General features: G+C 67.6%; 25 protein-coding genes. 17 read left to right on the top strand and 8 right to left on the bottom strand.

What is annotated here, in order from left to right:
* Positions 1-8 precede the first annotated feature (8 nt).
* The gene (locus ACO07J_RS18950; RefSeq protein WP_422031855.1) at positions 9-707 is read left to right on the top strand and encodes a GntR family transcriptional regulator; all 699 of its coding nucleotides are present in this window, start codon (positions 9-11) and stop codon (positions 705-707) included.
* Between the two features lie 106 nt (positions 708-813).
* Here the strand turns inward: ACO07J_RS18950 and ACO07J_RS18945 are convergent, their stop codons facing one another.
* Positions 814-1,512, bottom strand: a complete 699-nt coding sequence (locus ACO07J_RS18945) for a DUF1223 domain-containing protein (RefSeq protein ID WP_422031853.1) — start codon at positions 1,510-1,512, stop codon at positions 814-816.
* Between the two features lie 218 nt (positions 1,513-1,730).
* Here ACO07J_RS18945 and acnA point away from each other — a divergent pair, with 218 nt between their 5' ends.
* Positions 1,731-4,508: an aconitate hydratase AcnA gene (gene acnA / locus ACO07J_RS18940; protein WP_422031851.1), complete on the top strand. Its 2,778-nt coding sequence runs from the start codon at positions 1,731-1,733 to the stop codon at positions 4,506-4,508.
* 86 nt (positions 4,509-4,594) lie between these two features.
* Here acnA and ACO07J_RS18935 read toward each other — a convergent pair whose 3' ends face one another.
* Positions 4,595-4,963, bottom strand: a complete 369-nt coding sequence (locus ACO07J_RS18935) for an ArsR/SmtB family transcription factor (RefSeq protein ID WP_422031849.1) — start codon at positions 4,961-4,963, stop codon at positions 4,595-4,597.
* Positions 4,964-5,011: 48 nt separating this feature from the next.
* On the opposite strand from ACO07J_RS18935, the gene ACO07J_RS18930 reads away from it, so the two are divergent.
* The 4 genes from ACO07J_RS18930 (at position 5,012) to ACO07J_RS18915 (ending at position 7,155) form a co-directional block, all read left to right on the top strand.
* Positions 5,012-5,458, top strand: coding sequence for an SRPBCC family protein (locus tag ACO07J_RS18930; RefSeq protein WP_422031847.1), 447 nt, complete (start codon positions 5,012-5,014; stop codon positions 5,456-5,458).
* 28 nt (positions 5,459-5,486) lie between these two features.
* On the top strand, positions 5,487-5,825 hold the full coding sequence (locus tag ACO07J_RS18925) for a hypothetical protein (protein ID WP_422031845.1): 339 nt from the start codon (positions 5,487-5,489) through the stop codon (positions 5,823-5,825).
* Between the two features lie 185 nt (positions 5,826-6,010).
* Positions 6,011-6,382 (top strand): Imm8 family immunity protein, encoded by a 372-nt coding sequence (locus tag ACO07J_RS18920; RefSeq protein WP_422031843.1) that lies wholly within the window; start codon positions 6,011-6,013, stop codon positions 6,380-6,382.
* Between the two features lie 68 nt (positions 6,383-6,450).
* Entirely contained in the window at positions 6,451-7,155 is a 705-nt protein-coding gene (locus ACO07J_RS18915) for a tetratricopeptide repeat protein (RefSeq protein ID WP_422031841.1), read from the top strand.
* Positions 7,156-7,187: 32 nt separating this feature from the next.
* On the opposite strand, the gene ACO07J_RS18910 is transcribed toward ACO07J_RS18915, so the two are convergent.
* Positions 7,188-7,592 carry a GFA family protein gene (locus tag ACO07J_RS18910; RefSeq protein WP_422031839.1) on the bottom strand — a complete coding sequence of 135 codons (405 nt, stop codon included), beginning with the start codon at positions 7,590-7,592 and terminating at the stop codon, positions 7,188-7,190.
* 348 nt (positions 7,593-7,940) lie between these two features.
* Between ACO07J_RS18910 and ACO07J_RS18905 the strand changes: the two genes are divergently transcribed.
* Both ACO07J_RS18905 and recR read left to right on the top strand, forming a co-directional pair.
* Complete coding sequence (locus ACO07J_RS18905) at positions 7,941-8,285, top strand: YbaB/EbfC family nucleoid-associated protein (protein WP_300891585.1); 345 nt, start codon at positions 7,941-7,943, stop codon at positions 8,283-8,285.
* An 82-nt stretch (positions 8,286-8,367) separates the two neighbouring features.
* Positions 8,368-8,961: a recombination mediator RecR gene (gene recR, locus ACO07J_RS18900; protein ID WP_422031837.1), complete on the top strand. Its 594-nt coding sequence runs from the start codon at positions 8,368-8,370 to the stop codon at positions 8,959-8,961.
* Positions 8,962-8,964: 3 nt separating this feature from the next.
* Here the strand turns inward: recR and ACO07J_RS18895 are convergent, their stop codons facing one another.
* The gene (locus ACO07J_RS18895; protein WP_422031835.1) at positions 8,965-9,837 is read right to left on the bottom strand and encodes an AraC family transcriptional regulator N-terminal domain-containing protein; all 873 of its coding nucleotides are present in this window, start codon (positions 9,835-9,837) and stop codon (positions 8,965-8,967) included.
* Positions 9,838-10,007: 170 nt separating this feature from the next.
* On the opposite strand from ACO07J_RS18895, the gene ACO07J_RS18890 reads away from it, so the two are divergent.
* Complete coding sequence (locus ACO07J_RS18890) at positions 10,008-10,766, top strand: SDR family NAD(P)-dependent oxidoreductase (protein ID WP_422031833.1); 759 nt, start codon at positions 10,008-10,010, stop codon at positions 10,764-10,766.
* Positions 10,767-10,911: 145 nt separating this feature from the next.
* On the opposite strand, the gene ACO07J_RS18885 is transcribed toward ACO07J_RS18890, so the two are convergent.
* Positions 10,912-11,232: a BrnA antitoxin family protein gene (locus ACO07J_RS18885; protein ID WP_422031831.1), complete on the bottom strand. Its 321-nt coding sequence runs from the start codon at positions 11,230-11,232 to the stop codon at positions 10,912-10,914.
* Positions 11,233-11,468: 236 nt separating this feature from the next.
* Between ACO07J_RS18885 and ACO07J_RS18880 the strand changes: the two genes are divergently transcribed.
* Positions 11,469-11,882 (top strand): universal stress protein, encoded by a 414-nt coding sequence (locus ACO07J_RS18880; protein ID WP_422031829.1) that lies wholly within the window; start codon positions 11,469-11,471, stop codon positions 11,880-11,882.
* Positions 11,883-11,963: 81 nt separating this feature from the next.
* Here ACO07J_RS18880 and ACO07J_RS18875 read toward each other — a convergent pair whose 3' ends face one another.
* Together ACO07J_RS18875 and ACO07J_RS18870 are read right to left on the bottom strand one after the other, a co-directional pair.
* On the bottom strand, positions 11,964-12,662 hold the full coding sequence (locus tag ACO07J_RS18875; protein WP_422031827.1) for an SDR family NAD(P)-dependent oxidoreductase: 699 nt from the start codon (positions 12,660-12,662) through the stop codon (positions 11,964-11,966).
* On the bottom strand, positions 12,659-13,249 hold the full coding sequence (locus ACO07J_RS18870) for a DUF1285 domain-containing protein (RefSeq protein ID WP_422031825.1): 591 nt from the start codon (positions 13,247-13,249) through the stop codon (positions 12,659-12,661). The genes ACO07J_RS18875 and ACO07J_RS18870 overlap by 4 nt, the downstream gene beginning before the upstream one ends.
* Positions 13,250-13,318: 69 nt before the next feature.
* Here ACO07J_RS18870 and ACO07J_RS18865 point away from each other — a divergent pair, with 69 nt between their 5' ends.
* Genes ACO07J_RS18865 through ACO07J_RS18850 form a run of 4 tightly spaced genes read left to right on the top strand, consistent with a single transcriptional unit; the run spans position 13,319 to position 19,993 of the window.
* The gene (locus ACO07J_RS18865) at positions 13,319-14,326 is read left to right on the top strand and encodes an AAA family ATPase (protein ID WP_422031823.1); all 1,008 of its coding nucleotides are present in this window, start codon (positions 13,319-13,321) and stop codon (positions 14,324-14,326) included.
* Positions 14,323-15,201, top strand: a complete 879-nt coding sequence (locus ACO07J_RS18860; RefSeq protein WP_422031821.1) for a DUF58 domain-containing protein — start codon at positions 14,323-14,325, stop codon at positions 15,199-15,201. Before ACO07J_RS18865 ends, ACO07J_RS18860 begins: the two co-directional genes overlap by 4 nt.
* Complete coding sequence (locus ACO07J_RS18855) at positions 15,198-17,948, top strand: DUF4159 domain-containing protein (protein ID WP_422031819.1); 2,751 nt, start codon at positions 15,198-15,200, stop codon at positions 17,946-17,948. The genes ACO07J_RS18860 and ACO07J_RS18855 overlap by 4 nt, the downstream gene beginning before the upstream one ends.
* Positions 17,945-19,993 carry a hypothetical protein gene (locus tag ACO07J_RS18850; protein WP_422031817.1) on the top strand — a complete coding sequence of 683 codons (2,049 nt, stop codon included), beginning with the start codon at positions 17,945-17,947 and terminating at the stop codon, positions 19,991-19,993. Before ACO07J_RS18855 ends, ACO07J_RS18850 begins: the two co-directional genes overlap by 4 nt.
* Before the next feature lie 4 nt (positions 19,994-19,997).
* Here the strand turns inward: ACO07J_RS18850 and ACO07J_RS18845 are convergent, their stop codons facing one another.
* Positions 19,998-20,351 carry a hypothetical protein gene (locus ACO07J_RS18845; RefSeq protein ID WP_422031815.1) on the bottom strand — a complete coding sequence of 118 codons (354 nt, stop codon included), beginning with the start codon at positions 20,349-20,351 and terminating at the stop codon, positions 19,998-20,000.
* Positions 20,352-20,492: 141 nt separating this feature from the next.
* Here ACO07J_RS18845 and ACO07J_RS18840 point away from each other — a divergent pair, with 141 nt between their 5' ends.
* The 3 genes from ACO07J_RS18840 to glcF are packed head-to-tail and all read left to right on the top strand — an operon-like array spanning position 20,493 to position 24,455.
* A complete protein-coding gene (locus tag ACO07J_RS18840) occupies positions 20,493-21,932 on the top strand; it encodes an FAD-linked oxidase C-terminal domain-containing protein (RefSeq protein WP_422031813.1) in 1,440 nt (479 codons plus the stop codon).
* 58 nt (positions 21,933-21,990) lie between these two features.
* Positions 21,991-23,136: a glycolate oxidase subunit GlcE gene (gene glcE / locus ACO07J_RS18835; protein ID WP_422033444.1), complete on the top strand. Its 1,146-nt coding sequence runs from the start codon at positions 21,991-21,993 to the stop codon at positions 23,134-23,136.
* The gene (gene glcF / locus ACO07J_RS18830; RefSeq protein WP_422031811.1) at positions 23,133-24,455 is read left to right on the top strand and encodes a glycolate oxidase subunit GlcF; all 1,323 of its coding nucleotides are present in this window, start codon (positions 23,133-23,135) and stop codon (positions 24,453-24,455) included. The genes glcE and glcF overlap by 4 nt, the downstream gene beginning before the upstream one ends.
* Positions 24,456-24,475: the final 20 nt, after the last annotated feature.

The following is a 24,475-nucleotide window of genomic DNA, read 5'->3' as shown; positions in this document are numbered from 1 at the left end:
AAACTGATGTGTCGCTAAGCAACCAGGCGTTCACCCGCATCCGCCACGCGATTGTCTCGGGCGATCTCGATTTCGGCGAACGGCTCTCCGAGATGCAGATCGCCGAGGCCCTCGGGATGAGCAAGGCGCCTGTTCGCACGGCCTTCTTCAAGCTGCGCGACATCCGCCTCGTCACCATCGTCCCCCAGGCCGGCACCTACGTCTTCTCGCCGGGCCCGGAGGACGTGCTCGAGATGAGCACCTTTCGCGCCGTGCTCGAACAGGCGGGCATGCGGCTGTCGATGCAGCAGGCGGCGCCCGTCGTTCTGGATGCGCTCGAGCAGACGGTCGACCGCATGGAACGGGCCCTGTCCCGTGACAACTGGGCCCAGTACGAGACCGCCGACAGGGAGTTTCACGAGGTCTTCATACGCGAATCGGGCAACAGCTTCCTGCCGCAGGCCTACGACCTGACCGCCTCTTCCATCACGGCGCTGCGCGTCCGCCTCCAGGGCGGCGAGGGCGGCTACCGGACCCAATCCTTCGGCGAACACAAGCAGATCCTGGCGGAACTGAAGGCCGGACACCTCGACAAGGCCGCCCGCGTCCTCGAGGACCATATCATGATCATCAACGAGTCGGGCCTCATCCTGCCGCCGAAAGGCACCCCCCGCGCAAAGGCCAGAACCCGCAGCATCCAGGAATACAAGGCCATATTCGCGGAGTGAGACCCGGCGCCCGGGCAGGGGGCCTTGCCCCCGCCGTTGCCCCCTGCGGGGTCAACGACTCCCCCAGGATATTTTCCCCAAGAAGAAGCCCGGGGCGGCGGCGCCGTCAGTCGATCTTGGCGACCGCCTCGACCGGGCCGAAGCTGTTGCGCTGGATCACCACCACGGCGGGCAGGTCGCCGCTGAGCGGCACGTCGATATCGAGCGGCTGGCGCATGTCCCAGTCGGCGACGATATCCATGTCGGTGACGATGTGGGAATAGCTGACCGACTTGCCCGCGTTCTCGCCGCGCTGGATGGCGACCGTTTCCTGCGGCAGGTAGCGGAACAGCCGCACCGTGGCCCTGCCGGCGGCGCCGGCCGCGGCGGTGGCGTCGATTTCCAGCCGGCCCGACCGCTCGGCCACCGACAGGGCGACCGGCGCCGCGCTACCGCGATGCTTCCGGATCAGGTCGGTCACGTCCATCGGCCGGGTGCCGACCACGTGGTCGGTGCCGTTGATGATCATCTGCGGGGTATAGACCATGCGCCGGTTGGCAACCCTGGCATAGCCGCGCTGCCGGGCGGTGTATTCCGCCTTGGCAAAGCTGTCCTTCCAGCCGATGTAATCCCAGTAATCCACGTGCAGGGCCAGCGCGATCACGTCGTCGCGCCCGGCCAGCTTGTGCAGGAAGGCATCCGCCGGCGGGCAGGAGGAACAGCCCTGCGAGGTGTAGAGCTCGACCAGCACGGGCCGCTCCTGCGCGGCCGCCGGGGCCGCGAGGGTGATCAGGAATGCGGTCAGCAAAGCGCCGAGTCTAGCCATGGATATCGTCCGGAAATTGTGTCTGTTCTGGTGCCCGTCGAGGATTACCCGCCCCCGTCATACATGACCAATCAAGGTTTCGCGAGAGCCGGGTGATGCTTGCGACTCGGGTAATTGTGTGCAATAGTATACAAAACCGCCCTGCCCCCTTGATCGCCACGCCCAAATGGGTCAGAAGCAGGCCGGAATGCCAGCCCTCATCGCGAAAGGATGCCCGCATGCCCATCACAGTCGGCCAGGATACCTCGAAGACACGGACGACGCTGACCGTCGCCGGACAGACCGTCTCCTACTACTCCATCGCCGCCGCCGAGAAGGCGGGGCTGGGCGATTTCTCCCGCCTGCCCGCCGCGCTCAAGGTCGTGCTCGAGAACATGCTGCGCTTCGAGGACGGCAAGACCGTCACCACCGATGACATCAAGGCCTTCTCGGACTGGGCCGACAATGGCGGCCGCGCCAACCGCGAGCTGGCCTATCGCCCGGCCCGCGTGCTGATGCAGGATTTCACCGGCGTGCCGGCCGTGGTCGACCTCGCCGCCATGCGCGACGGGATCGTGGCGCTGGGCGGCGACGCGCAGCAGATCAACCCGCTCAACCCCGTCGACCTCGTCATCGACCACTCGGTCATGATCGACGAGTTCGGCAACCCCCGCGCCTTCCAGATGAATGTCGACCGCGAGTACGAGCGGAACATGGAGCGCTACCAGTTCCTCAAATGGGGCCAGGACGCGTTCAACAACTTCCGCGTGGTGCCGCCGGGCACCGGCATCTGCCACCAGGTGAACCTCGAATACCTCGCCCAGACCGTCTGGACCGACGAGGACCAGAACGGCGAAACCGTCGCCTATCCCGACACGCTGGTGGGCACCGACAGCCACACCACCATGATCAACGGCGTGGCCGTCCTCGGCTGGGGCGTCGGCGGGATCGAGGCCGAGGCCGCGATGCTGGGCCAGCCCATTTCCATGCTGATCCCCGAGGTCGTGGGCTTCGAGCTGACCGGCAAGATGGTCGAGGGCACCACCGGCACCGACCTGGTGCTGAAAGTGGTCGAGATGCTGCGCGAGAAGGGCGTGGTCGGCAAGTTCGTCGAATTCTACGGCTCCGGCCTCGATCACCTGCCGCTGGCCGACCGGGCCACCATCGCCAACATGGCCCCCGAATACGGCGCCACCTGCGGCTTCTTCCCGATCGACGACGAGACGCTGCGCTATCTCGAACTCACCGGCCGCGACAAGGACCGCATCGCGCTGGTCGAGGCCTATGCCAAGGAAAACGGCTTCTGGCGCGGGCCGGATTACGACCCGGTCTATACCGACACGCTCAAGCTTGACATGGGCACCGTCGTGCCCGCCATCTCCGGCCCGAAACGGCCGCAGGACCACATCAACCTCGACAAGGCGGCGACCACCTTCCACGATTACGTGCGCGGCTTCCGCGAGGGGCGCGACGTCAACGGCAAGTCCGAAGTCCGCTGGGAGGACGAGGGCGGCGCCCCCGAGCCCCGCGACATCCCCGGCGACGAGGGGCACCACGCCCGCGGCTACGTCTCGACCGAGGACAGCAAGTACCAGATGCATGACGGCTCGATCGTGATCGCCTCGATCACCTCCTGCACCAACACCTCGAACCCCTACGTGATGATCGGCGCCGGCCTCGTCGCCCGCAAAGCGCGCGAACTGGGGCTGAACCGCAAGCCGTGGGTCAAGACCTCGCTGGCGCCCGGCTCCAAGGTGGTGACCGAGTATCTCGAGGCCGCCGAGCTTCAGGACGACCTCGACGCCATCGGCTTCAACCTCGTCGGTTACGGCTGCACCACCTGCATCGGCAACTCCGGCCCGCTGGCGCCGGAAATCTCGAAATGCATCAACGACAACGACCTGATCGGCGTGTCGGTCCTCTCGGGCAACCGCAACTTCGAGGGCCGCATCTCGCCCGACGTCCGCGCCAACTACCTGGCCTCCCCGCCGCTGGTGGTGGCCTACGCGCTGGTGGGCGACATGAATGTCGACATCACCCGCGAGCCGCTGGGCCAGGACAAGAACGGCAACGACGTCTTCCTCAAGGACATCTGGCCGAGCCAGAAGGAAATCGCCGATCTCGTGCAGAAGACCGTCAAGCGCGAGTCCTTCATCGAGAAATACGGCGAGGTCTTCGAGGGCGACGAGAAATGGCAGGCGGTCGAGACGTCGGAAGGCGAAACCTATGACTGGCCGCCGCAATCGACCTATGTCCAGAACCCGCCCTACTTCCAGGGCATGTCCAAGGATCCCGGCACCATCTCGGATATCAAGGGCGCGCGGATGCTGGCGCTGCTGGGCGACATGGTCACCACCGACCACATCTCGCCCGCCGGCTCGTTCAAGGAAAGCACCCCCGCCGGGCAGTACCTTGTCGAGAGGCAGGTGCCGGTGCGCGAGTTCAACTCCTACGGCTCCCGCCGGGGCAACCACGAGGTGATGATGCGCGGCACCTTCGCCAATATCCGCATCAGGAACGAGATGCTGGACGGCGTCGAGGGCGGCTATACCAAGGGCCCCGACGGCAAGCAGACCTCGATCTTCGAGGCCGCGATGGCGTTCCAGGACCAGGGCGTGCCGCTGGTCGTCGTGGGCGGCGAGCAATACGGCGCCGGCTCCTCGCGCGACTGGGCGGCCAAGGGGACCAACCTGCTGGGCGTCAAGGCCGTGATCGCCGAAAGCTTCGAGCGCATCCACCGCTCGAACCTCGTCGGCATGGGCGTCATCCCGTTCGAGTTCACCGGCGGCGACACCCGCTCCTCGCTCAAGCTGACGGGCGAAGAAACCTTCGACATCACCGGGCTCGAAGGCGACATCAAGCCCCAGGCCGAGGTGCCCTGCACCATCACCTATGCCGACGGCTCGACCAAGGAGATCACGCTGAAAAGCCGGATCGATACCGCGATCGAGATCGAATATGTCGAGCATGGCGGCGTGCTGCACTACGTGCTCCGGAACCTCGCCAAGTCGGCGTAACCCGGGCGACAGACCAAACGGAAAGGGCGGGGAATTTCCCCGCCCTTTTCACGTTCCGGGACGGGTTGCCGCGCGGCCCGCGTCTCTCAGGCGTTGGTCTTGTCGGCGGCCTCCCCCGGCATAACTTCGGCCTCAGATTCCGCCAGCCCCTCCAACTCCGAAAGCATGCCCATCGCGTGCGCGGCATAAGGCCCGATCCAGCGTTTCTGGACGTCATGGATGGGCAGGGCGTCGAGGTGGTTCCAGCGCTCGCGACCGCGCCGCTCCACCACCACCAGCCCGGCTTTTTCCAGCACCGAAAGGTGCTGCATCACCGTGCACCGATCCAGATCGGTCAGCACCTCGCACAGCGCGCCCGTGGTTTTCGGGCCGTCCTTGATCAGGTCGAGAATCCGCCGCCGCGCCCGGTGGCCGAGCGCCTTGAAAAGGGTGTCGAATCTTTCTTCCGTTGACATGTTATAAAACTATAACATTATGAACGGGAAACAAAGAGGATTCGCACCATGGAACTGAAATTCACCGTCGCCGGGCGCATCGCCAAACCGGTGGAGGAGGTCTTCGAGGCCGTGGTCTCGCCTGACCGCCTGTCGCAGTATTTCACCACCGGCGGCGCACGGGGGCGGCTGGAAACCGGGGCCGAGGTGACATGGGATTTCCACGATTTTCCCGGTGCCTTTCCCGTCCTGGTGCAGGAGGTCGTGCCCAACAGCCGGATCGTGCTGCAATGGGAGGCCGACGGGATCGCCGACACCTGGACGACCGTGACCATGGAATTCCAGGGGCTCGAAGACGGGCGAACGCTGGTCCGGATCAGCGAGTTCGGCTGGCCGGAAACGGAGGCCGGCCTGTCCTCCTCCTTCGGCAATTGCCAGGGCTGGACGGGAATGCTCTGCGCCATGAAGGCCTGGCTGGAGCACGGGATCAACCTGCGTGACGGCTTCTACAAGTGAACCGGACCCGAAAAGGAGACAACACCAGATGACCCCCGGAAAGAACATCGCCATCAAGGTTCCCCTGCATCTCTGGGAGGACACCGTCGCCTTCTACCGCGACAAGGTGGGGCTGACGGTCACCCGTGAACTGGATCACAGCACGGGGTTCGATTTCGGCAGCATGACCCTGTGGATCGACCGCGTACCGCAGCAAAGCCAGACGGATCTCTGGATCGAGCTGTTCGACGACGATCCGGACACGGCCCTGTCAGAGCTTGGCAGCCCCTGCCGGGACGAACTGGAACCGCTGACCAACGTCACCGGCCACTGGACGTCGGACCCGGCCGGAACCGTGATCCTGCTGCGCAAGGAACAGATGGGGTGACGTTTGCCCGGGGCCAGGGTCGCGCGTGCCGTTACCCTGGCCCCTGCTCCGGCTCCCCCGGAAAACGCACCCGAAGGGTGGGTGAAACCCACCGCACGCGCCATCCGAACAAAGTCAAACCAACCATTGCCTCCCTCCCCTCCCGTGGTACCGTCCCCCAACCCACGGCAGAGGAACGTAACCCCATGCTCGACCCCGAAGTGAAGTCAATCGACTGGGTTGACGCGTTCCCGCCCAACGATGGCACCCCCGCGATGCTGGCCATGACCGCGTCCATAGGCGAGCGTGGCAATGACGCGGCGGACAATTTCCAACTCATCGTCTGCAACCCCGCCTGGATCGCCACCCAGGTGCCCAACTGCTCGGGCCTCTGGCCGCGCGGCATGCTGATCGTCGAGACCATAACCCCCGGCCACGTCCAGAAAACGCTTGAGGCACTCGTCTACCAATTCCGGCGCTCGCACAGCTGGCCTGCCTTCACCGAGCGTCTGAGCCGTTACCTTCTCTGGGAATACGAAGACTTTAACTTACCGATGGGAGAACCCGTCGTTCCATGATCCTCGGGGTGGGCGCGAACCCACCCGTCTTCGCCCATCCCGCCCCCAAACCCGAAGCGCCCCCTCGAATGTCCAACCGCCTCCTCCCGCTCCTGCTGACATTCATCCCCTTCGCCGCCCAGGCCCAGGGCCCCCTCACCTGTTTCGAAACCGACCCGAATACCGACCCCCGGATTGCCATTCCGGCCTGCACGGCGGCCATCGCCTCGGACACGCTCGAAGACGCGTGGCTGGCCGAGGCCTATGCCAACCGCGGCGTCGCCCACCGCGAACTCGGCCAACTCGCACAAAGCGCGGACGACCTCGAGACCGCCATCCGCCTCGACCCGGCCGCGCCCCACATGCGGATGCTCGCATGGACGTACCGCACCATGCAGCGCTACGAAGACGCCGAGGCGCTCTATACCAGGATCCTTGAAACCGACGACCATTGGCAGGGCTGGCTGTCGCGCTGCGTGGTCCGGCAGGATCGCAACCGGTTCGCCCAAGCGGTGTCGGATTGCGAACAGGCCGTGCTGCGCGACCCCGCCAACACCGATGCGCTCTACTTCACCGTCCGCGCCCATAACATGCTGGGCAATGGCGACCGCGCGCTCCCGCTGGCCAGGAAGCTTATGTCCCTCGCCCCGGAAGAGACCCGGAACTGGACCGAACTGGCCTGGGCGATGCACCTGTCGGGCGATACGTCGGGCGGCCGCAAGCTGGCACGAGAGCGACTGGCGGACACCCCGGGAGATGCCGACCTGCTCGAGTTTCTCCGGCTCACCGACTGACACGTTTCACGCAGGCACCGGGGCGACAGCCCCTATTCCGGCTCCCCCGGAAAACTCCGCGCGCCCTCCGGGATCACCACGCCCGGCAACCGCCGCGCCGTCCAGATATGCACCGCCGCGCCAAGGTCGACCGGCGTATCGAGCGACCCGCCCTTGACCGAAACCGTCCCCTTGGCCGGGTCCGGCGCATGCCACAACCGGCTGCCGCAATCCGGGCAGAAAAAGCAATCCAGCCCCGTGCCCCGATCGGTGGCCCGCGACCATGTCGACGGGGTGCCTTGCGTGACGGCCAGCGCCTCCGCCGGCACGATCACCGAGATCCCGAAGGCCGAGGCCGACTGCTTCCGGCATTCCGTGCAATGGCAGACATACAGCCCCACCGGCTCGGCCCGCACCTCGTAGCGCACCGTCCCGCACTGGCATCCCCCGCTCAGCATCGCCCGCCTCCTCTCACGGTCCATCCGGTCGCCCCCAGTCTGCGCCGATCGACCGCCCCGGCCAAACGAATTCTTGAAAAGACCTCGCCCCGATCTCTTTTCAAGATATCGCCCCCTACCGCACCGCCCGCCACATTGACCGGCCCCGGCACCGACCGCTGCACCGACAAAATACCGACGTGACACCGACGCGGTACCGACACCCGGTTTTCCCGCAATTTCAGCCCGTTAACCCCGATTCGCCCGCCCTCTGCCCGTCCCGCCTTCTGCACCGCCCTTGTCCCGGCCCGCCGCCCCCCGTATCTATGGGTCAACACGGAAACGAAACCCGAACTTCGGAGAGATCACATGTTCAAGGGACTGGGCCAGATGGGCGACATGGCCAAGATGATGAAGGCCGCGCAGGAGATGCAGCAGAAGATGGCCAGCCTTCAGGAAGAGATGCACAACATGACCGTCGAGGGCGAAAGCGGCGCCGGCCTCGTCAAGGCCACCTGCACCGTCAAGGGCGAACTCAAGGGCCTCGACATCGACCCCTCGATCTTCAACCCCGACGACAAGGAAGCGGTCGAAGACCTCATCCTCGCCGCCATCAAGAACGCCCAGACCCGCGCCAACGACAAGGCGAAGGAGGAGATGGGCAAGATCACCGAGGGCATGGGCCTGCCCAAGGACATGGATTTGCCGTTCTGAACCAGGGGTTTGCAGTCACCGGATCGGGGCGGCATCCTGCCCCCGCCCCGGGCCTGACCCGGGGCCTGCCGCGCGTTTCATCATGAACTCCACCCGCGATATCGACGCCCTGATCGAGATGATGGCCAAGCTCCCCGGCCTCGGCCCCCGCTCGGCCCGCCGGGCGGTGCTCCACCTCATCCGCAAGCGCGAACTGCTGCTGATGCCCCTCGCCGACCAGATGCAGCGCGTCGCCGCCACCGCCCGCGAATGCGACAATTGCGGCAACGTGGGCACCACCGAGCTCTGCGACATCTGCACCGCCGGGAAACGCGCCAACGGCCAGATCTGCGTGGTCGAGGACGTGGCCGATCTCTGGGCGATGGAACGCGCGCAGGTCTTCAAGGGCCGCTACCACGTCCTCGGCGGCACCCTCTCCGCCCTCGACCAGATCGGCCCGGAACAGCTCCGCATCCCCAAGCTGATCGACCGCATCGACACCGAAAGCATCACCGAGGTCATCCTCGCCGTCGGCGCCACCGTCGATGGCCAGACCACCGCCCATTACATCGCCGACCAGCTCGAAGGCCGCGTCCGCCTGACCTCGCTGGCCCAGGGCGTGCCCATCGGCGGCGAGCTCGACTACCTCGACGACGGCACGATCACCGCCGCCCTCAACGCCCGCAAGGATATCTGAGCCTCACGCCCGCAGGTCATGCCGCGGCGAGGCGCCGAATTTCCGCGCATATTCCCGGCTGAACTGCGTCGGGCTCTCGTACCCCACCTCGAACGCCACCGCCGACACGCTCTGTCCGCCCGCCTGCAGCCGCTCCCGCGCCTGCAACAGCCGCAATTCCTTCTGGTATTGCAGCGGCGTCGTCGCCGTCACCGTCCGGAAATGCTCGTGAAAGCTCGACCGGCTCATCCCCGCCAGCCGCGCCAGCTCCTCGGTCGTCAACGGGTCGGCCACATGCGCCCGCAGGTGCGCGATGACCTGCCCGATCCGCCCGGCATGGCCATCCGCCTGCAACAACGCCCTGAGGGTCGCCCCCTGCGGCGAGGTCAGCAGCCGGTAATGGATCTCCTTCTGCACCAGCGGCCCCAGCACCCCGGCCTCCCCGGGCCGCTCCACCAGCCCCAGCAACCGCCCGAACGCCTCCCTCATCGGAGCGTCGGCCTCGTGCACCGAAAGCGCCCCGCGCACGGCGCCACCCCCGGACCCGCCGATTTCCTCCTCCAGCCCCCGCAAAACCGACAGGTCCAGCGGCAGGATCAGCGCCAGATAGGGCCGCGCCGCCGTCGCCTCGACGATCCGCGACACGATCGGAATGTCATGGCTCACCAGCAAGAGCCGCCCCGCTGACGCCCTGACCGACCCGGCCTTCGTGCCGGTGTCCTTCGCCCCCTGCACCACGAAACACACCAGCGGCTCGTAGACCATCGCCTCCAGCGCCGACGGCGCCGGCCGCCGCGCGATCATCAGCCCGGTCACCCCGGTTGTCAGCGTCCCGTCCCGCACGCCCCCGGCCGCACAGATCCGCTCCGCCGCCGCCACCAGCCTGTCATCCGCCATCATCGCCTCCACGCACGCGTCCGGAGTTTTATGCCATGCCCGCGCCCCTCTGCCACGCCTTTCCCCGCCACTGTCGGAGGATCGGGCAAGTCTTCCGGACAATCCGGCAGGCACCGCGCCCCGCCTTCCGCCATATCCGGTCACAGGCAAACACCGCGAAAGGACATCCCATGACCGACAAGATCACCTTCATCACCGGCGGCAGCCGTGGCCTCGGCCGCAGCATGGCGCTCAAACTGGCGCAACAGGGCATCGGCGTCGTCTTCACCTACGCCGGCAACGCCCGGGCCGCCGAGGAAACCCTGGCCGAGATCGAAGCGCAAGGCGGCACCGCCGCCGCCCTCCAGCTCGACCAGACCGACCCGGCCCGGATCGCGTCGCTCCCCGACCGCCTCCGCACCACCCTGCGCGAGACCTTCAACCGCGACACGATCGACCATATCGTCAACAACGCCGGCACCGGCCACTGGGCGCTCTTCTCCGACACCACGCCGGACCAGCTCGACGACCTCTACGCCGTCCACGTCAAGGGGCCCTTCCTGCTGACCCAGGCACTCCTGCCGATGATCGAGGATGGCGGCAAGATCGTCATGATCTCCTCCGGCCTCGCCCGCTTCGCCCTGCCGGGTTACGCAGCCTACGCGGCGATGAAAGGCGCGGTCGAGGTGCTCACCCGCTACCTCGCCAAAGAGCTGGGCGAGCGCCGCATCTCGGTCAACACCGTTGCGCCGGGGGCCGTCGAAACCGATTTCGGCGGCGGCACCGTCCGCGACAACCCCGAGGTCAACCGGATGATCGCCGAGCACACCGCCCTCGGCCGCGCCGGCCTGCCCGACGACATCGGCGGCGCCGTGGCGGCGCTGCTGGCGGGCGAGACCCACTGGATCACCGCCCAGCGCATCGAGGTCTCGGGCGGCCAGAGCATCTGAGGCCGAGGCGCCACCTCCCCGTCCCGGCCGCGAGCCGGGACCCAGAACCACAAAAGGCCCCGGGTCACACCCGGGGCCTCCCAACGACCGGGGCATCCCACCCCCATCGCAGAACGCCACCCGTCCCGACCCCCAAACCGGAACATCACCCCAACCGCTTCCGCAACGCCGCCGCCACCCGCACCTCTTCCGCCACCTTCATATGCGCATACGTCCCCAGAAGCCGGTTGATCCGCCCCTGGTAGCCCCTCCCCATCGCCCGGTAGAACTTCGCCACCGAGGCATCGAGGTACAGCGTCACCTTCTCCTTCCCCTCGGTCACGTCGAGGTCATGCTCCAGCGTGTGCCACGCCTCCGGCACCGCCTCGGCCACCTGCTCGGGCACCCATGTGTCCTGCATCAGGTAGATCATGTCATGCATCAGCCGCTCCTGCGCGATGCGCTGCGTCTTGGTCTTCCGGGCCATGGCCGCTCTCCTTCTCGTCACCGGAACGCACCCTCCGGCCAAATCCTCACCAAACCCTGACCCCACCGCACCGACGCAATACCGACAAAATACCGACGTTATACCGACGTCGGAAATCCGGCCTTTCCCGGCCCCGCCGATGGTCCGTTTTAGCCCCTGATCGGTCGCTGTGAAACCTCCCGGAAAGGCGCGATCGGCTACCTTGCAAGGCCAACACATCGATTCGGACCATAGAAATGCCCCGCCCCACCCGGCTGATCCTCTGCCCCATCAACCTTCGCCACGCCAAGGTCGAGTACAACGCCTATTCCGAGGCGGTCGACATGGCCCGCCGGCGCGGGGCCAGGCTCATCCTCGCCACCGTCGCGCCCGAGATCGAGCGCAACATGAACATATACAATTCAGACACTTACTGGGGCGAACAGCTTCAGATCTTCCTCAGGTCCCACCCCGCCGAGGGGGTCGAGGTCGAGCCGATCGTCCGCAAGGGCGCGGTGCATCGCCAGATCGTCAAGCTCGCCGACGAGCGCAAGGTCGACCTCATCGTGATGGAGGCGGCGAACCCCAAGGTGCAGGATTACCTTCTGGGCACCACGGCCTCCCACGTGGTCACCCACGCGGAATGCTCGGTCTACGTGGTGCGCAGCTAGGCTTGCGTCCCCCGGCTTAACCAAGCCGTAATCTCTTCCGGTCAGTCTCCACCCCGGCGCAGTACGTTCAACGTCCCGCGTTCAAAAACGCTCCACCCAGGGGCGAAGCGTTAACTCGTTCGACCATGCCGACCTGTCCTGCCGGATCAGGTCCAGGTAGGCGCGCGCAATCGCGTCCGGATCCAGCATACTGTCCGGATTGTCGGCGGGCTCCGTCCGGCCGGGGTTCCTGATCGCCCCGTCGATATTGACCCAGGCCACGTGGACCCCCTGCGGATGCAACTCCCGCGCCATGCTCTCGGCCAGCCCCCGCTGGGCAAACTTGCCCATCGCGAACGTCGCCGACTGCGGAAACCCCTTCACCCCGGCCGACGCCCCGGTGAACAGGATCGTCCCCCGCACGCCGCCCTCCGGCTCCGCCGCCAACATCCGCTTCGCCGCCGCCTGCCCGGTCAGGAACGCGCCGAACGCGGTCACCTCGACGGCCTTCCTCACCGCCTCCGGATCAAGCTCCGCAACAGGCCCCCGCACCCGCGCCGAGGGGTTGTAGACCACCACGTCCGGCGCCCGGTCCAGCGCCTCGAAGAACGCCCCGACAGCCTTGATATCAACGGCATCCAGCGCCTCCGCCCGTGCCCCGGTCTCGACCGCCAGCCCCTCGAGCTTGGCCACGTCCCGCGCCGCCAGAACCACCTCGTACCCCTCGCCCGACAACAGCCTCGCCAGCGACGCCGACAGCCCCGGCCCGACGCCGACGATCACCGCCAGTTTCGTGCTCATGCCCCGTCCTCCCCCTTCATTTCGTCGGCGGGAATGACCCTGAAGAAAACACCTTCGGACCATAGCCCGAACCAGCCCTCGACCTCCGCCCCGATCTCCACCAGCCGATAGAAACTCTTCCGGTCAATGAGCGCCTCCAGCCCGTCGCGCACCATGACATAGGGCGCCGGCTCCCCGGTCGCGTCGTCCCGCTCCACCCGAATCGCGTTGTCCTTCCCGGCGACCACCCGGTCGCCCACGTTGGTCTCGAAGATCAGGCTCTGCGCCTCGCCCTCGCCTTCCGCCTCGAAATCCACGGCGACAAAGGGCGCATCCTCCACCTCGATCCGCCATTTCTCGACCGGAGTGACCAGAAAATAGGCGTCCCCCTCCCGCTTCAGTATGGTCGAAAACAGCCGCACCAGCCCCTCGCGATTGATCGGCGTCCCCTCGTGAAACCACGTGCCGTCACGGGCGATCCGCATGTCCATATCGCCTGATAAATCAGGGGTCCAAAGGTGCACCGGCGGCAGCCCCTTGCCCTGCGCCGCCTTGGCCGCCTCGGCCAGGCTTTCCGTTGACGGGGAGTTGATCGTTTCTTTGCTCATTGCTTTTGCCATTTGCGTTCCGCGCGATACACTCTCCTCAAGGGATATAGCCTGCACAGGAGTTTTGCCATGTCAGACGATGCCGATCTGGTCCAGGGAATCGAGGCGCTCGAGGCCAAGCTGGCCGAGGCGCGCGCCTCGATCACCCACCGGTTCATCGGGCAGCAGCGGGTCGTCGACCTTGCGCTTTCGGCACTCCTCTGCGGCGGCCACGGCCTGCTGATCGGCCTGCCGGGGCTAGGCAAGACCCGGCTGGTCGAGACGCTCTCCACCGTCATGGGCCTCGACAGCAACCGCATCCAGTTCACCCCCGACCTGATGCCCTCCGACATCCTCGGCTCCGAGGTGCTGGAAACCGGCGCCGACGGCAGCCGCGGCTTCAAGTTCATCGCCGGCCCGATCTTCTGCCAACTCCTGATGGCCGACGAGATCAACCGCGCCAGCCCCCGGACCCAGTCGGCGCTCCTTCAGGCCATGCAGGAACGGCAGGTGACCGTCGCCGGCGAAGACCGCCCGCTCGCCCCGCCCTTCCACGTGCTGGCCACCCAGAACCCCATCGAACAGGAGGGCACCTACCCCCTCCCCGAGGCCCAGCTCGACCGCTTCCTCGTGCAGATCGACGTCAAGTATCCCGACCGCGACACCGAGCGGGAGATTCTCCTCGCCACCACCGGCGCGGAAGAGGCGAAGGCCCACCAGGTCTTCACCGCCGAAGACTTGATCGCGGCCCAGACCCTGCTGCGGCGGATGCCCGTGGGCGAAAGCGTGATGGAGATGATTCTCGACCTCGTCCGCGCCTTCCGGCCCGACGATGCAACGGCGTCCGAGACCGTGCGCAACACCGTCGCCTGGGGCCCCGGCCCGCGTGCGGCACAGGCGCTGATGCTCACCGTCCGCGCCCGCGCCATGCTGCAAGGCCGCCTCGCACCCGATGCCGATGACGTGGCGGCGATGGCCCAGCCGGTGCTCACCCACCGCATGGCCCTCAGCTTCGCCGCCCGCGCCAGCGGCGAAAGCCTCGACGGGCTGATCGCCGACACCGTGGCCGACATCACCCGGATCGAGGCCGCCGCTTGAGCACCGTCGCCCCCCTTCGCGCGCGGGCCGAACACGAGGCGGCCCGCCTCCCCCCGCTTCTTGCACGGGCGGAGCACCTGGCGGGCACCGTGCTACTCGGCGAACACGGCCGCCGCCGCGCCGGGCTGGGCGACGATTTCTGGCAATACCGGCCCGTCCAGGCCGGCGACGAACGCCGCTATATCGACTGGCGCCGCTCGGCCCGGTCCGACTCGCAATTCGTCCGCCAGCGCGAATGGCAGATCGCGCAGAGCGTGGTGATCTGGGTCGACGCCGCCGCCTCCATGCGCTTTGCCTCCGACCCGAAATATCCCGAGAAATCAGACCGCGCCCGCCTTCTGGCGCTGGCCGTGGCGATCCTTCTGAACCGGGCCGGCGAACGTGTCGGGCTGGCCGGGTCCGACCTGCTGCCAAGGCGCGGCGAGGCCCAGATGATGCGGCTGGCCGAGGCCCTGGTCAAGGACGGCGCCGACGATTACGGCCACCCGCAAAGCACCGGCATGCTGCCCCATGGCCGGGCGCTCTTCATCTCCGATTTCATGGGCGACATCGCCGCCGCCCGCACCGCCCTCACCGGCGCCGCCGACCGCGGCGTTCAGGGCGTTCTGCTGCAAGTGCTCGACCCCGCGGAAGAGGCGTTTCCCTACCGCGGCCGCACCATCTTCGAAAGCGTCGGCGGCACCTTGGCCCACGAAACCCTCAAGGCCTCCGAACTGCGCGACCGCTACCTCGCCCGCCTGGCCCAGCGCAAGGCCGAGCTGAATGCGCTCTGCACCACGACCGGCTGGCAATATGGCCTCCACCACACCTCCGACAGCGCCCAATCGGCGCTCCTCTGGCTGTTCCGCGCCTTCGACGGGGGGCCGTCACGATGATGCTGGGCCCCATCGGCTTTACCGCCCCGTGGCTCCTCCTGGCGCTCGCGGCCCTGCCGATCCTGTGGATCCTGCTCCGCGCCGTGCCCCCCGCCCCGATCCGCCGCCGCTTCCCCGGCGTGGCGCTGCTCCTGGGCCTGTCGGATGACGACACCGTCACCGACCGCACCCCGTGGTGGCTTCTCCTGCTGCGAATGCTGGCCGTTGCCGCGCTGATCGTCGGCCTTGCCGGCCCCGTGCTGAACCCGCAGGACGACGGTGAACAGGCGGCCACCGGCCCGCTGCTGATCGTGCTCGACGGCTCCTGGGCCGCCGCCCGCGACTGGCCGGCACAGGAAGACCTGCTCGACGCCATGCTGGCCGAGGCGGGCCGCGAATCCCGCCCCGTCGCCATCCTCCGCCTGACCGAACCGCAAGCCCCCAACTTCCAGGCTGCCGAGACCTGGCGCAGCCGCCTCTCCGGCCTCGCCCCGTCCGCATGGGAGGCGACACCGGGCACCATGGCCGAAGCCGCCGCCATGCTGGGCGACGAGGATTTCGAGACGCGCTGGTTCTCCGACGGTCTCGCCCGCGACGGCCGCGACCGGCTCCTGTCCGAACTGCAATCGCGCGGCCCCGTCACCGTCTACGAAAGCCCCGCCCCGGTCATCGCCCTTGCGCCGGCCACCATCATCGACGGCGCCGTGCAACTCACCGCCACCCGCGCCCGCGCCGGCACCCCGCGCGAGGTTACCGTCGAGGCGCATGGCCGCGACCCCTCCGGCACGCCGCGGATGCTGGCCACCATGCCCCTCACCTTCGAGGCCGACGCCACCACCGCCACGGGCGAGCTGTCCATTCCTGCCGAACTCCGGGCCCGCCTCACGCGTTTCGAGATCGCAGGCCAGCGCCACGCCGGCGCCGTCACCCTCACCGATGACAGCCTGCGCCGCCGCGAGATCGCGCTCATCGCCGGGCGGGAAGACCGTGAAGGCCTCGAACTGCTCTCGCCGCTGCATTACCTCGAACAGGCATTGATCCCGTCCGCCGATATCCTCGACGGGGCCCTGATCGACATCCTGCCGGCGAACCCCGACGTGATCGTGCTGGCCGATGTCGCCACCCTCTCTGGCGCCGAGCAGGCCGAACTCCTCGAATGGGCCGAGAACGGCGGCCTCCTCCTTCGCTTCGCCGGCCCGCGCCTTGCTGCCAGCGACGTCTCCCGCGACGAGGAAGCGCCGCTCATGCCCGTCCGCCTGCGCGCCGGGGGCCGCACCGTCGGCGGCGCGATGAGCTGGGGCGAGCCCAAGTCGCTGGCCCCCTTCCCCGAGGAAAGCCCCTTCTTCGGCCTCGAGATCAGCGACGATGTCACCGTCTCGGCCCAGGTCATGGCCCAGCCCGACCCCACGCTCGCCTCCCGCGTCATCGCCCAGCTGACCGACGGCACGCCGCTCGTGACCCGCAAGCGCATCGGCGCGGGGCAGGTGGTGCTCTTCCACGTCACCGCCAATGCCGAATGGTCCACCCTGCCGCTTTCGGGCCTCTTCGTGCAGATGCTCGAACGTCTCGCGGTCTCCTCCGCCGTGGCCCTGCCCGACCTGTCGGAGATGCAGGGCACCACGTGGCAGCCGATCGAGGTGCTCGACGGGTTCGGCACGCTCAACGACGCCGATACCCTGCCCGGCGTCGATGGCGAGACACTCATCACCGACCCGATCGGCCCCAACCTCCGCCCCGGCCTCTACGAGGGGCCGGACCGGCGGCTGGCACTCAACGTGATCAAGGACGACACCACGCTCAGCCCCGCCACATGGCCCGCCAATGTCCCCGTCAGGGGCCTCGCCCGCCCGCCCGAGGCGCCGCTGGGCGGCTGGCTTCTGGCGGCGGCGCTGGTGCTGCTGATGGCCGATATCCTCGCCTCTCTCGCCCTCTCCGGCCGGCTGATGCCCGTCCGCGCGGCCTTGATCCTCGCGGCCTTGCTGGCCATGCCCCAACAGGGCGAGGCACAGGAACAGGACAAGGCGCTCGCCGCCGCCTCCGAGGTGGTGCTGGCCCATGTCCTGACCGGCAACAGCCAGCTTGACGAGGCCGCCCACGCCGGCCTCCGTGGCCTCGGCGAAACCCTCTACTTCCGCACCTCCGTCGAGCCGGCGCAGCCTATCGGCGTCAACCTCGAAGAGGACGACCTCGCGCTCTACCCGCTGCTCTACTGGCCGGTCACGCCCGACCAGCCGATCCCCACCGCCGAGGCCTATGTGAAGCTCAACGAGTACCTGCGCACCGGCGGCATGATCCTGTTCGACACGCGCGACGCCAACGTCGCGGGCTTCGGCGCCTCCTCGCCCAACGGGCAGAAGCTGCAACGCCTCGCCCGCCCGCTCGACATCCCGCCGCTCGAGCCCATCCCCGAGGATCACGTGCTCACCCGCACCTTCTACCTGCTGCAGGATTTCCCCGGCCGCTTCACCGGCCGCGGCGTCTGGGTCGAGGCGGCGCCGGCCGATGCCGAGAAGGTCGAGGGCATGCCCTTCCGCAACCTCAACGACAACGTCACCCCGGTGGTGATCGGCGGCAATGACTGGGCGGCGGCCTGGGCGATGGATGAAACCGGCGCGCCGATGTTCCCCGTGGGCCGCGGCTATGCCGGCGAGCGGCAGCGCGAACTGGCCTACCGTTTCGGCGTCAACCTCGTCATGCACGTGCTGACGGGCAACTACAAATCCGACCAGGTGCACGTGCCTGCCCTGCTCGACAGGCTTGGCCAATGACCGGTTCCATCGTCTTCGACCCGCTGCTGCCATGGTGGCTGATCGCGTGCCTGGGCGGCATGGCCATTGTCGGCATCGGGCTGGCCCTGCTACGCGGCCTTTCGGGCTGGCCCCTGCGCGGGCTGGCGGCGCTGGTGGTGATCGCCGCGCTCACCGGCCCGGCCTACCAGCAGGAAGAGCGTGACCCGCTGACCGATATCGTCCTGCTGGTCGAGGACCAGTCGGCCAGCCAGCGCCTCGCCGACCGCGCCACCACGACGTCGGAGGCCGCTGAAACCCTCGCCACGCGGCTACAAGCCCGCGAGAACACCGAGGTCCGCCGTATCGCCGTGCCGGACGGGGCCGATAATTCCGGCACGCAACTGATGACCGCCCTTTCCGAGGCGCTGGCCGAGGAACCCAGCGGCCGCGTCGCCGGCGCCATACTGCTCTCCGACGGCCGCCTGCACGACCTCGACCGCGCCCCGAACCTGCCCGCGCCGCTGCACCTGCTGCACACCGGGCGCGAGGAGGACTGGGATCGCAAGCTGACCGTCGACAACGCCCCCGCCTTCGGCATCCTCGGCGAAGAGATCACGATGACCCTGCGGGTCGACGATGACGGCGCCGCACCCGAGGGCGTGAGCACCGTGCCGATCGACATCTCGATCGACGGCGAGGAACCGCAGCGCTACCAAGTGCCCATCGGCCAGGAGATCGACCTGCCGCTGACCCTGCCCCATGGCGGGCGGAACGTGCTGCAATTCTCCACGCCCGAGGCCGAGGGCGAACTGACCGATCGCAACAACACCGCGCTGGTGCAGATCAACGGCGTGCGCGACCGCCTTTCCGTGCTGCTGGTCTCGGGCGAGCCGCACCCGGGCGGGCGCACATGGCGCAACCTGCTGAAATCCGACAGCTCGGTCGACCTCGTGCATTTCACCATCCTCCGCCCGCCCGAAAAGCAGGACGGCGTGCCGGTGCGGGAACTGTCCCTCATCGCCTTCCCCACGCGCGAGTTGTTCCTCGAGAAGATCGAGGATTTCGACCTGATCATCTTCGACCGCTACAAGCGGCGCGGCATCCTGCCGTCGATCTACCTCGACAACGTGCGCGACTATGTCGAGACCGGCGGCGCGGTGCTGATCGCCGCCGGCCCCGATTTCGCCAGCGCCGACAGCCTGTTTCGCACACCGCTGGAATCGATCATGCCCGCGCGCCCCACGGCGCGGGTCATCGAACGCCGCTACCGTCCTCAGGTCACCGACCTCGGCCAGCGCCACCCGGTTACCGCCGGGCTGGAGCCCGAAAGCGATGACGGCTGGGGCAGCTGGATGCGCCAGATCGAACTGGCCGAGCCCACGGGCGACGTGGTCATGACCGGCGCCGACGACAGCCCGCTCCTGGTGCTCGACCGGGTCGGCGAGGGGCGCGTGGCGCTGCTCGGCTCCGATCACGCCTGGCTCTGGAACCGCGGCTTCGAGGGGGGCGGGCCGCAGCTCGAACTGCTCCGCCGCCTCGCCCACTGGATGATGAAGGAGCCGGAGCTCGAGGAAGAGGCGCTCTGGGCCGAAGCCACCGGCCAGCAGATGCGCATCATCCGCCGCTCACTGTCGGAAACCGTCGGGCCGGTCACCATCACCACCCCCTCGGGCGAGGTCATGGAGATGGAGCTGGAAGAGGTCTCGCCCGGCCGGTTCGAGGCCCTCTTCGACGGCCCCGAGATCGGCCTCTACCGGCTCGAGAATGGCGATCATACCGCCGTCATCGGCCTCGGCCCCGCCTCGCCGGTGGAGTTCGAGGAAACCATCGCCAGCACCGAGCCCCTGTCCGAGGTGATCGACGCCACCGGCGGCGGCGCGCTGGCGCTGGCCCATGGCCTGCCCCGCATCCGCGAGGTGCGCGAGGGCCGGCCTGCCGCCGGGCGCGGCTGGATCGGCATCACTCCGCGCGGCGCCTATGAGACCCGCGCCGTCACCCAGCTGCCGCTCCTGCCCGCGTGGCTGGTGCTGGCGCTGGCGGCGGCTTTGATCGTCGGCGGATGGCTCAGGGAAGGGCGGCGCTAAACGCTCAGGGCGACAGCTCGACCCGCGTCGGCGTCTCGGCCCAGCCATGAACCGAGCAATGCGGCTTGATGAAGATCTCCCGCGTCCCGTCGGGGATGACGACCCCGCTGATCGAGCGCGTGAAGGGCTGTTCCTTCACATGCGGATGCATCAGCTCGCGATAGGCCAGCCGGTTGCCCTCCTTGTCGAGCACCTCCCAGCCATCGGCGAAGTGGTCCCATCCCGTATCGTCATGTTCGAGCGTCACGTGCACGTTCCACAACATGCCGACCTTCTCGACCGTCACATCCTTTACCACGGGCTCACCAGCCAGGGCCTGGCCGGCGGTCAGGCCGGCAAAAAGGAGAATCCACCGCATCTTCATCCGGCAACCTTAGAAGCGAATCGTATGTCAGGCGGTCACGTCTTTGTGTGCGCCGGCCGCGACCATTTGGCGAGACGAGCCACCTTGCCGATTTGGGGGATTGGTTATATTACTTTACCAATTAAGGAGGCTTCAATGGAAATGCCCGCCCCCAATCCGGACATCCTGTCCAGGAAGGCCGACCTTGTCGCCCGCCTGCTGGACATTCTGCCCGCCGACGCCGTCATCTCCGATCCGGCCGAAACCCGGGCCTACGAGTGCGACGCGCTGACCGCCTACAAGTGCCCGCCGCTGGCCGCGGTGCTGCCCTCGACGACGCAGGAGGTCTCGGACGTGCTGCGCATCTGTCACGAGATGGGCGTGCCGGTGGTGCCGCGCGGCTCGGGCACCTCGCTGGCGGGCGGGGCGCTTCCGACCGAAGATAGCGTGATCCTCGGCGTGGCGCGCCTCAACGACGTGATCGAAACCGACTACGACAACCGCTTCATCCGCGTGCAGTCGGGCCGCACCAACCTCTCCGTCACCGGCGCGGTCGAGGAGGACGGGTATTTCTACGCCCCCGACCCCTCGAGCCAGCTCGCCTGCGCCATCGCGGGCAACATCGCGATGAACTCGGGCGGGGCGCATTGCCTGAAGTATGGCGTGACCACCAACAACCTTCTGGGCGTGACCATGGTGCTGATGGACGGCACGGTGATCGAACTGGGCGGCGCGCATCTCGATGCCGAGGGCTATGACCTGCTCGGCCTGATCTGCGGCTCGGAGGGCCAGCTTGGCGTGGTGACCGAGGCCAACCTGCGCATCCTGCACAAACCCGAGGGCGCGCGGCCCGTGCTGATCGGCTTCGACTCGAACGAGGTGGCGGGCGCCTGTGTTTCAGACATCATCAAGGCCGGCGTCCTTCCCGTGGCCATCGAGTTCATGGACCGCCCCTGCATCCGCGCCACCGAGGATTTCGCCCAGGCCGGCTACCCGGATTGCGAGGCGCTGCTGATCGTCGAGGTCGAAGGCAGCGAGGCCGAGATCGACGAACAGCTCGAGACCATCATGAGCATCGCCCGCACCCATGACCCCGTCGAACTGCGCCAGAGCGGCTCGGCCGAGGAAAGCGCCAAGATCTGGCTGGGCCGGAAATCCGCTTTCGGCGCCATGGGCAACATCAACGATTACATGTGCCTCGACGGTACGATCCCGGTAAGCCAGCTGCCCTACGTCTTGAAACGCATTGGCGAGATGTCGAAGGAATTCGGCCTCGACGTTGCCAACGTCTTCCACGCGGGCGATGGCAACATGCACCCGCTGATCCTGTTCGACGCCAACAAGCCCGGCGATCTGGAGACCTGCGAGGCATTCGGCGCCGAGATCCTCAAGCTCTGCGTCGAGGTGGGCGGCTGCCTGACGGGCGAGCATGGCGTCGGCATCGAGAAACGCGACCTGATGGCGCATCAATATGGCGAGAAGGACCTTGCCATGCAGATGGCCGTGAAGGACGTGTTCGACCCGAAATGGCTGCTGAACCCCGCCAAGGTGTTCCCGCTGGCCGCGTCCGACGCGCACAGGATCGCCGCAGAATAGGGGCGCTGCCCCTCGGCCTGCGGCCTCACCCCGGAGTACTTTTGGAACAATGAAAGATTTGAGACCCGAGACCGAGGCCGAACTGGCCAGGATCGTGCGTGACACGACCGAGCCGCTGCGCATTCGCGGCGGCGGCACGCGGCCGATCGGGGTGCCGGTGAACGGGGCGCCGCTGACCACCGCGGGGCTGTCGGGCATCGACCTCTACGAGCCGGGCGCGCTAACGCTGGTGGCCAAGGCGGGCACGCCGCTGGCCGAGGTCGAGGCGGCACTGGCGGAGGAAGGCCAGCGGCTGGCCTTCGAGCCGATGGACCATCGCGGGCTGCTGGGCACCGAGGGCGAGCCCACCATCGGCGGTGTCTTCGCCGCCAACGTCTCGGGCCCCCGGCGTATCCAGTGCGGCGCGGCGCGGGATTTCCTGCTGGGCGTGCGCTTCGTCGACGGGCGGGGCGAGGTGATCCGCAATGGCGGACGGGTGATGAAGAACGTCACCGGCTATGACCTCGTCAAGCTGTTGGCAGGCAGCTACGGCACGCTGGGCATCCTGACCGAGGTGGCGCTGAAGGTGCTGCCGAAGACACAGGTGACAGGTTCGCTGACCTGCGAGGGGCTGGATGACGAGACCGCCATCGCGGCGCTTTGCCGCGCGCTGGGGTCGCCCTACGAGGTGACCGGCGCCGCGCATATGCAGTCCGGGCCAGAGGGCGCGCCGCTTACGCTGATCCGGATCGAAGGCACAGAGGCCTCGGTCGCCTATCGCGCGGGAGAGCTCCGGAAAGCGCTGGCCGCGTTCGGCGAGTTCACCATCGACACCGACCCCGACAGCACCAAAGCCACATGGCGCGCGATCCGCGATGTTCAGCCCTTCCATGGCAAGGACGGCGACATATGGCGCCTCTCGGTCAAACCCACCGATGCGCCGGGCCTCGTGGCCCGCATCGACGGCGCCGAGGCGCTCTATGACTGGGGCGGCGGGCTGATTTGGCTGTGCGTCCCCAAGGGCACCGCCGGCCAGGACATCCGCACCGCCATCGCCAAAACCGGCGGCCACGCCACCCTGATCCGCGGCACGCGGCGCAGCGGCGTGTTCCAGCCGCTTGCGCCCCCCGTCGCCGCCCTGCAGGAGGGCCTGCGCAAGCGGTTCGACCCGAAGGGCCTGCTCAACCCCGGCCTCATGGCCCAGGCACGCGAGGCAGCCGAATGAAGACCGAATTCACCGAGACCCAGCTTCAGGACCCGGCCACCGCCCGCTCGAACCAGATCCTGCGCGCCTGTGTCCATTGCGGTTTCTGCACCGCCACCTGCCCCACCTACCAGGTTCTCGGCGACGAGCTCGACAGCCCGCGCGGGCGCATCTACCTGATCAAGGACATGCTCGAGAACGACCGGACGCCGGACGAGAAGACCGTCAAGCATATCGACCGGTGCCTATCCTGCCTCGCCTGCATGACGACCTGCCCCTCGGGCGTGCATTACATGCACCTCGTCGACCACGCGCGGGAATATATCGAGGAGCGCTACCAGCGCCCCTTCTACGAGCGGATGCTGCGCTGGACGCTGGCACAGATCCTGCCCTACCCGACGCGCTTCCGCCTTGCGCTGCTGGGCGCCAAGATCGGGCGGCCCTTCGCGCGGCTGATGCCCGATGCACGGCTCAAGGCAATGCTGGAGATGGCGCCGAAGCGCATCCCGCCCGTCAGCCGAAATGACGACCCCCAGACCTTTGCCGCGAAAGGCGAGCGCCGCAAGCGCGTGGCGCTGATGACGGGCTGTGCGCAGAAGGCGCTCAATACCGATATCAACGACGCGACCATCCGCCTGCTCACGCGGCTGGGCTGCGACGTTGTAGTGGCGGAAGGTGCGGGCTGTTGCGGGGCGCTGACCCATCACATGGGCAAGACGAAGGAGAGCCACGCCACCGCTGCGAAGAACATTCGCGCCTGGGCGGCGGAGATGGATGGCGACGGGCTCGACGCCATCGTCATCAACACCTCCGGCTGCGGGACCACGGTCAAGGATTACGGCCACATGTTCCGGCAGGAGGCCCTGGCCGAGGACGCCGCCAGGGTGTCGGGCATCGCGATGGACGTCTCGGAACTGCTGATGACGCTCGATCTGCCGGAGGGGACGGACAGAGGCATCAACGTGGCCTACCACGCCGCCTGTTCCCTGCAGCACGGGCAGAAGATCAAGACCTATCCGAAAGACCTGCTCAAACGCGCCGGTTTCACCGTGTCGGAACCCGCCGACAGCCATCTCTGCTGCGGCAGCGCGGGCACCTACAACCTGATGCAGCCGGCCATTTCCAAGCAGCTCAAAGACCGCAAGGTGCGCGCACTGGAAGCGAAGAAACCCGACATCATCGCCGCCGGCAATATCGGCTGCATGATGCAGATCGGCAGCGGCACGGAGGTGCCCGTGGTGCATACCGTCGAACTGCTCGACTGGGCCACCGGCGGGCCGAAACCGCCCGCCCTGGACAACGCCGACACACCCGTTCCGATCCTGCGCGGGACGCCCTAATTTGGCCCAATTGGATTGCT

This window comes from Roseovarius sp., from assembly GCF_965228755.1.
Taxonomy (GTDB): Bacteria; Pseudomonadota; Alphaproteobacteria; order Rhodobacterales; family Rhodobacteraceae; genus Roseovarius.
Note: the sequence above shows the minus strand (reverse complement) of the source record. Positions and strands in the feature narration are given on the sequence as shown.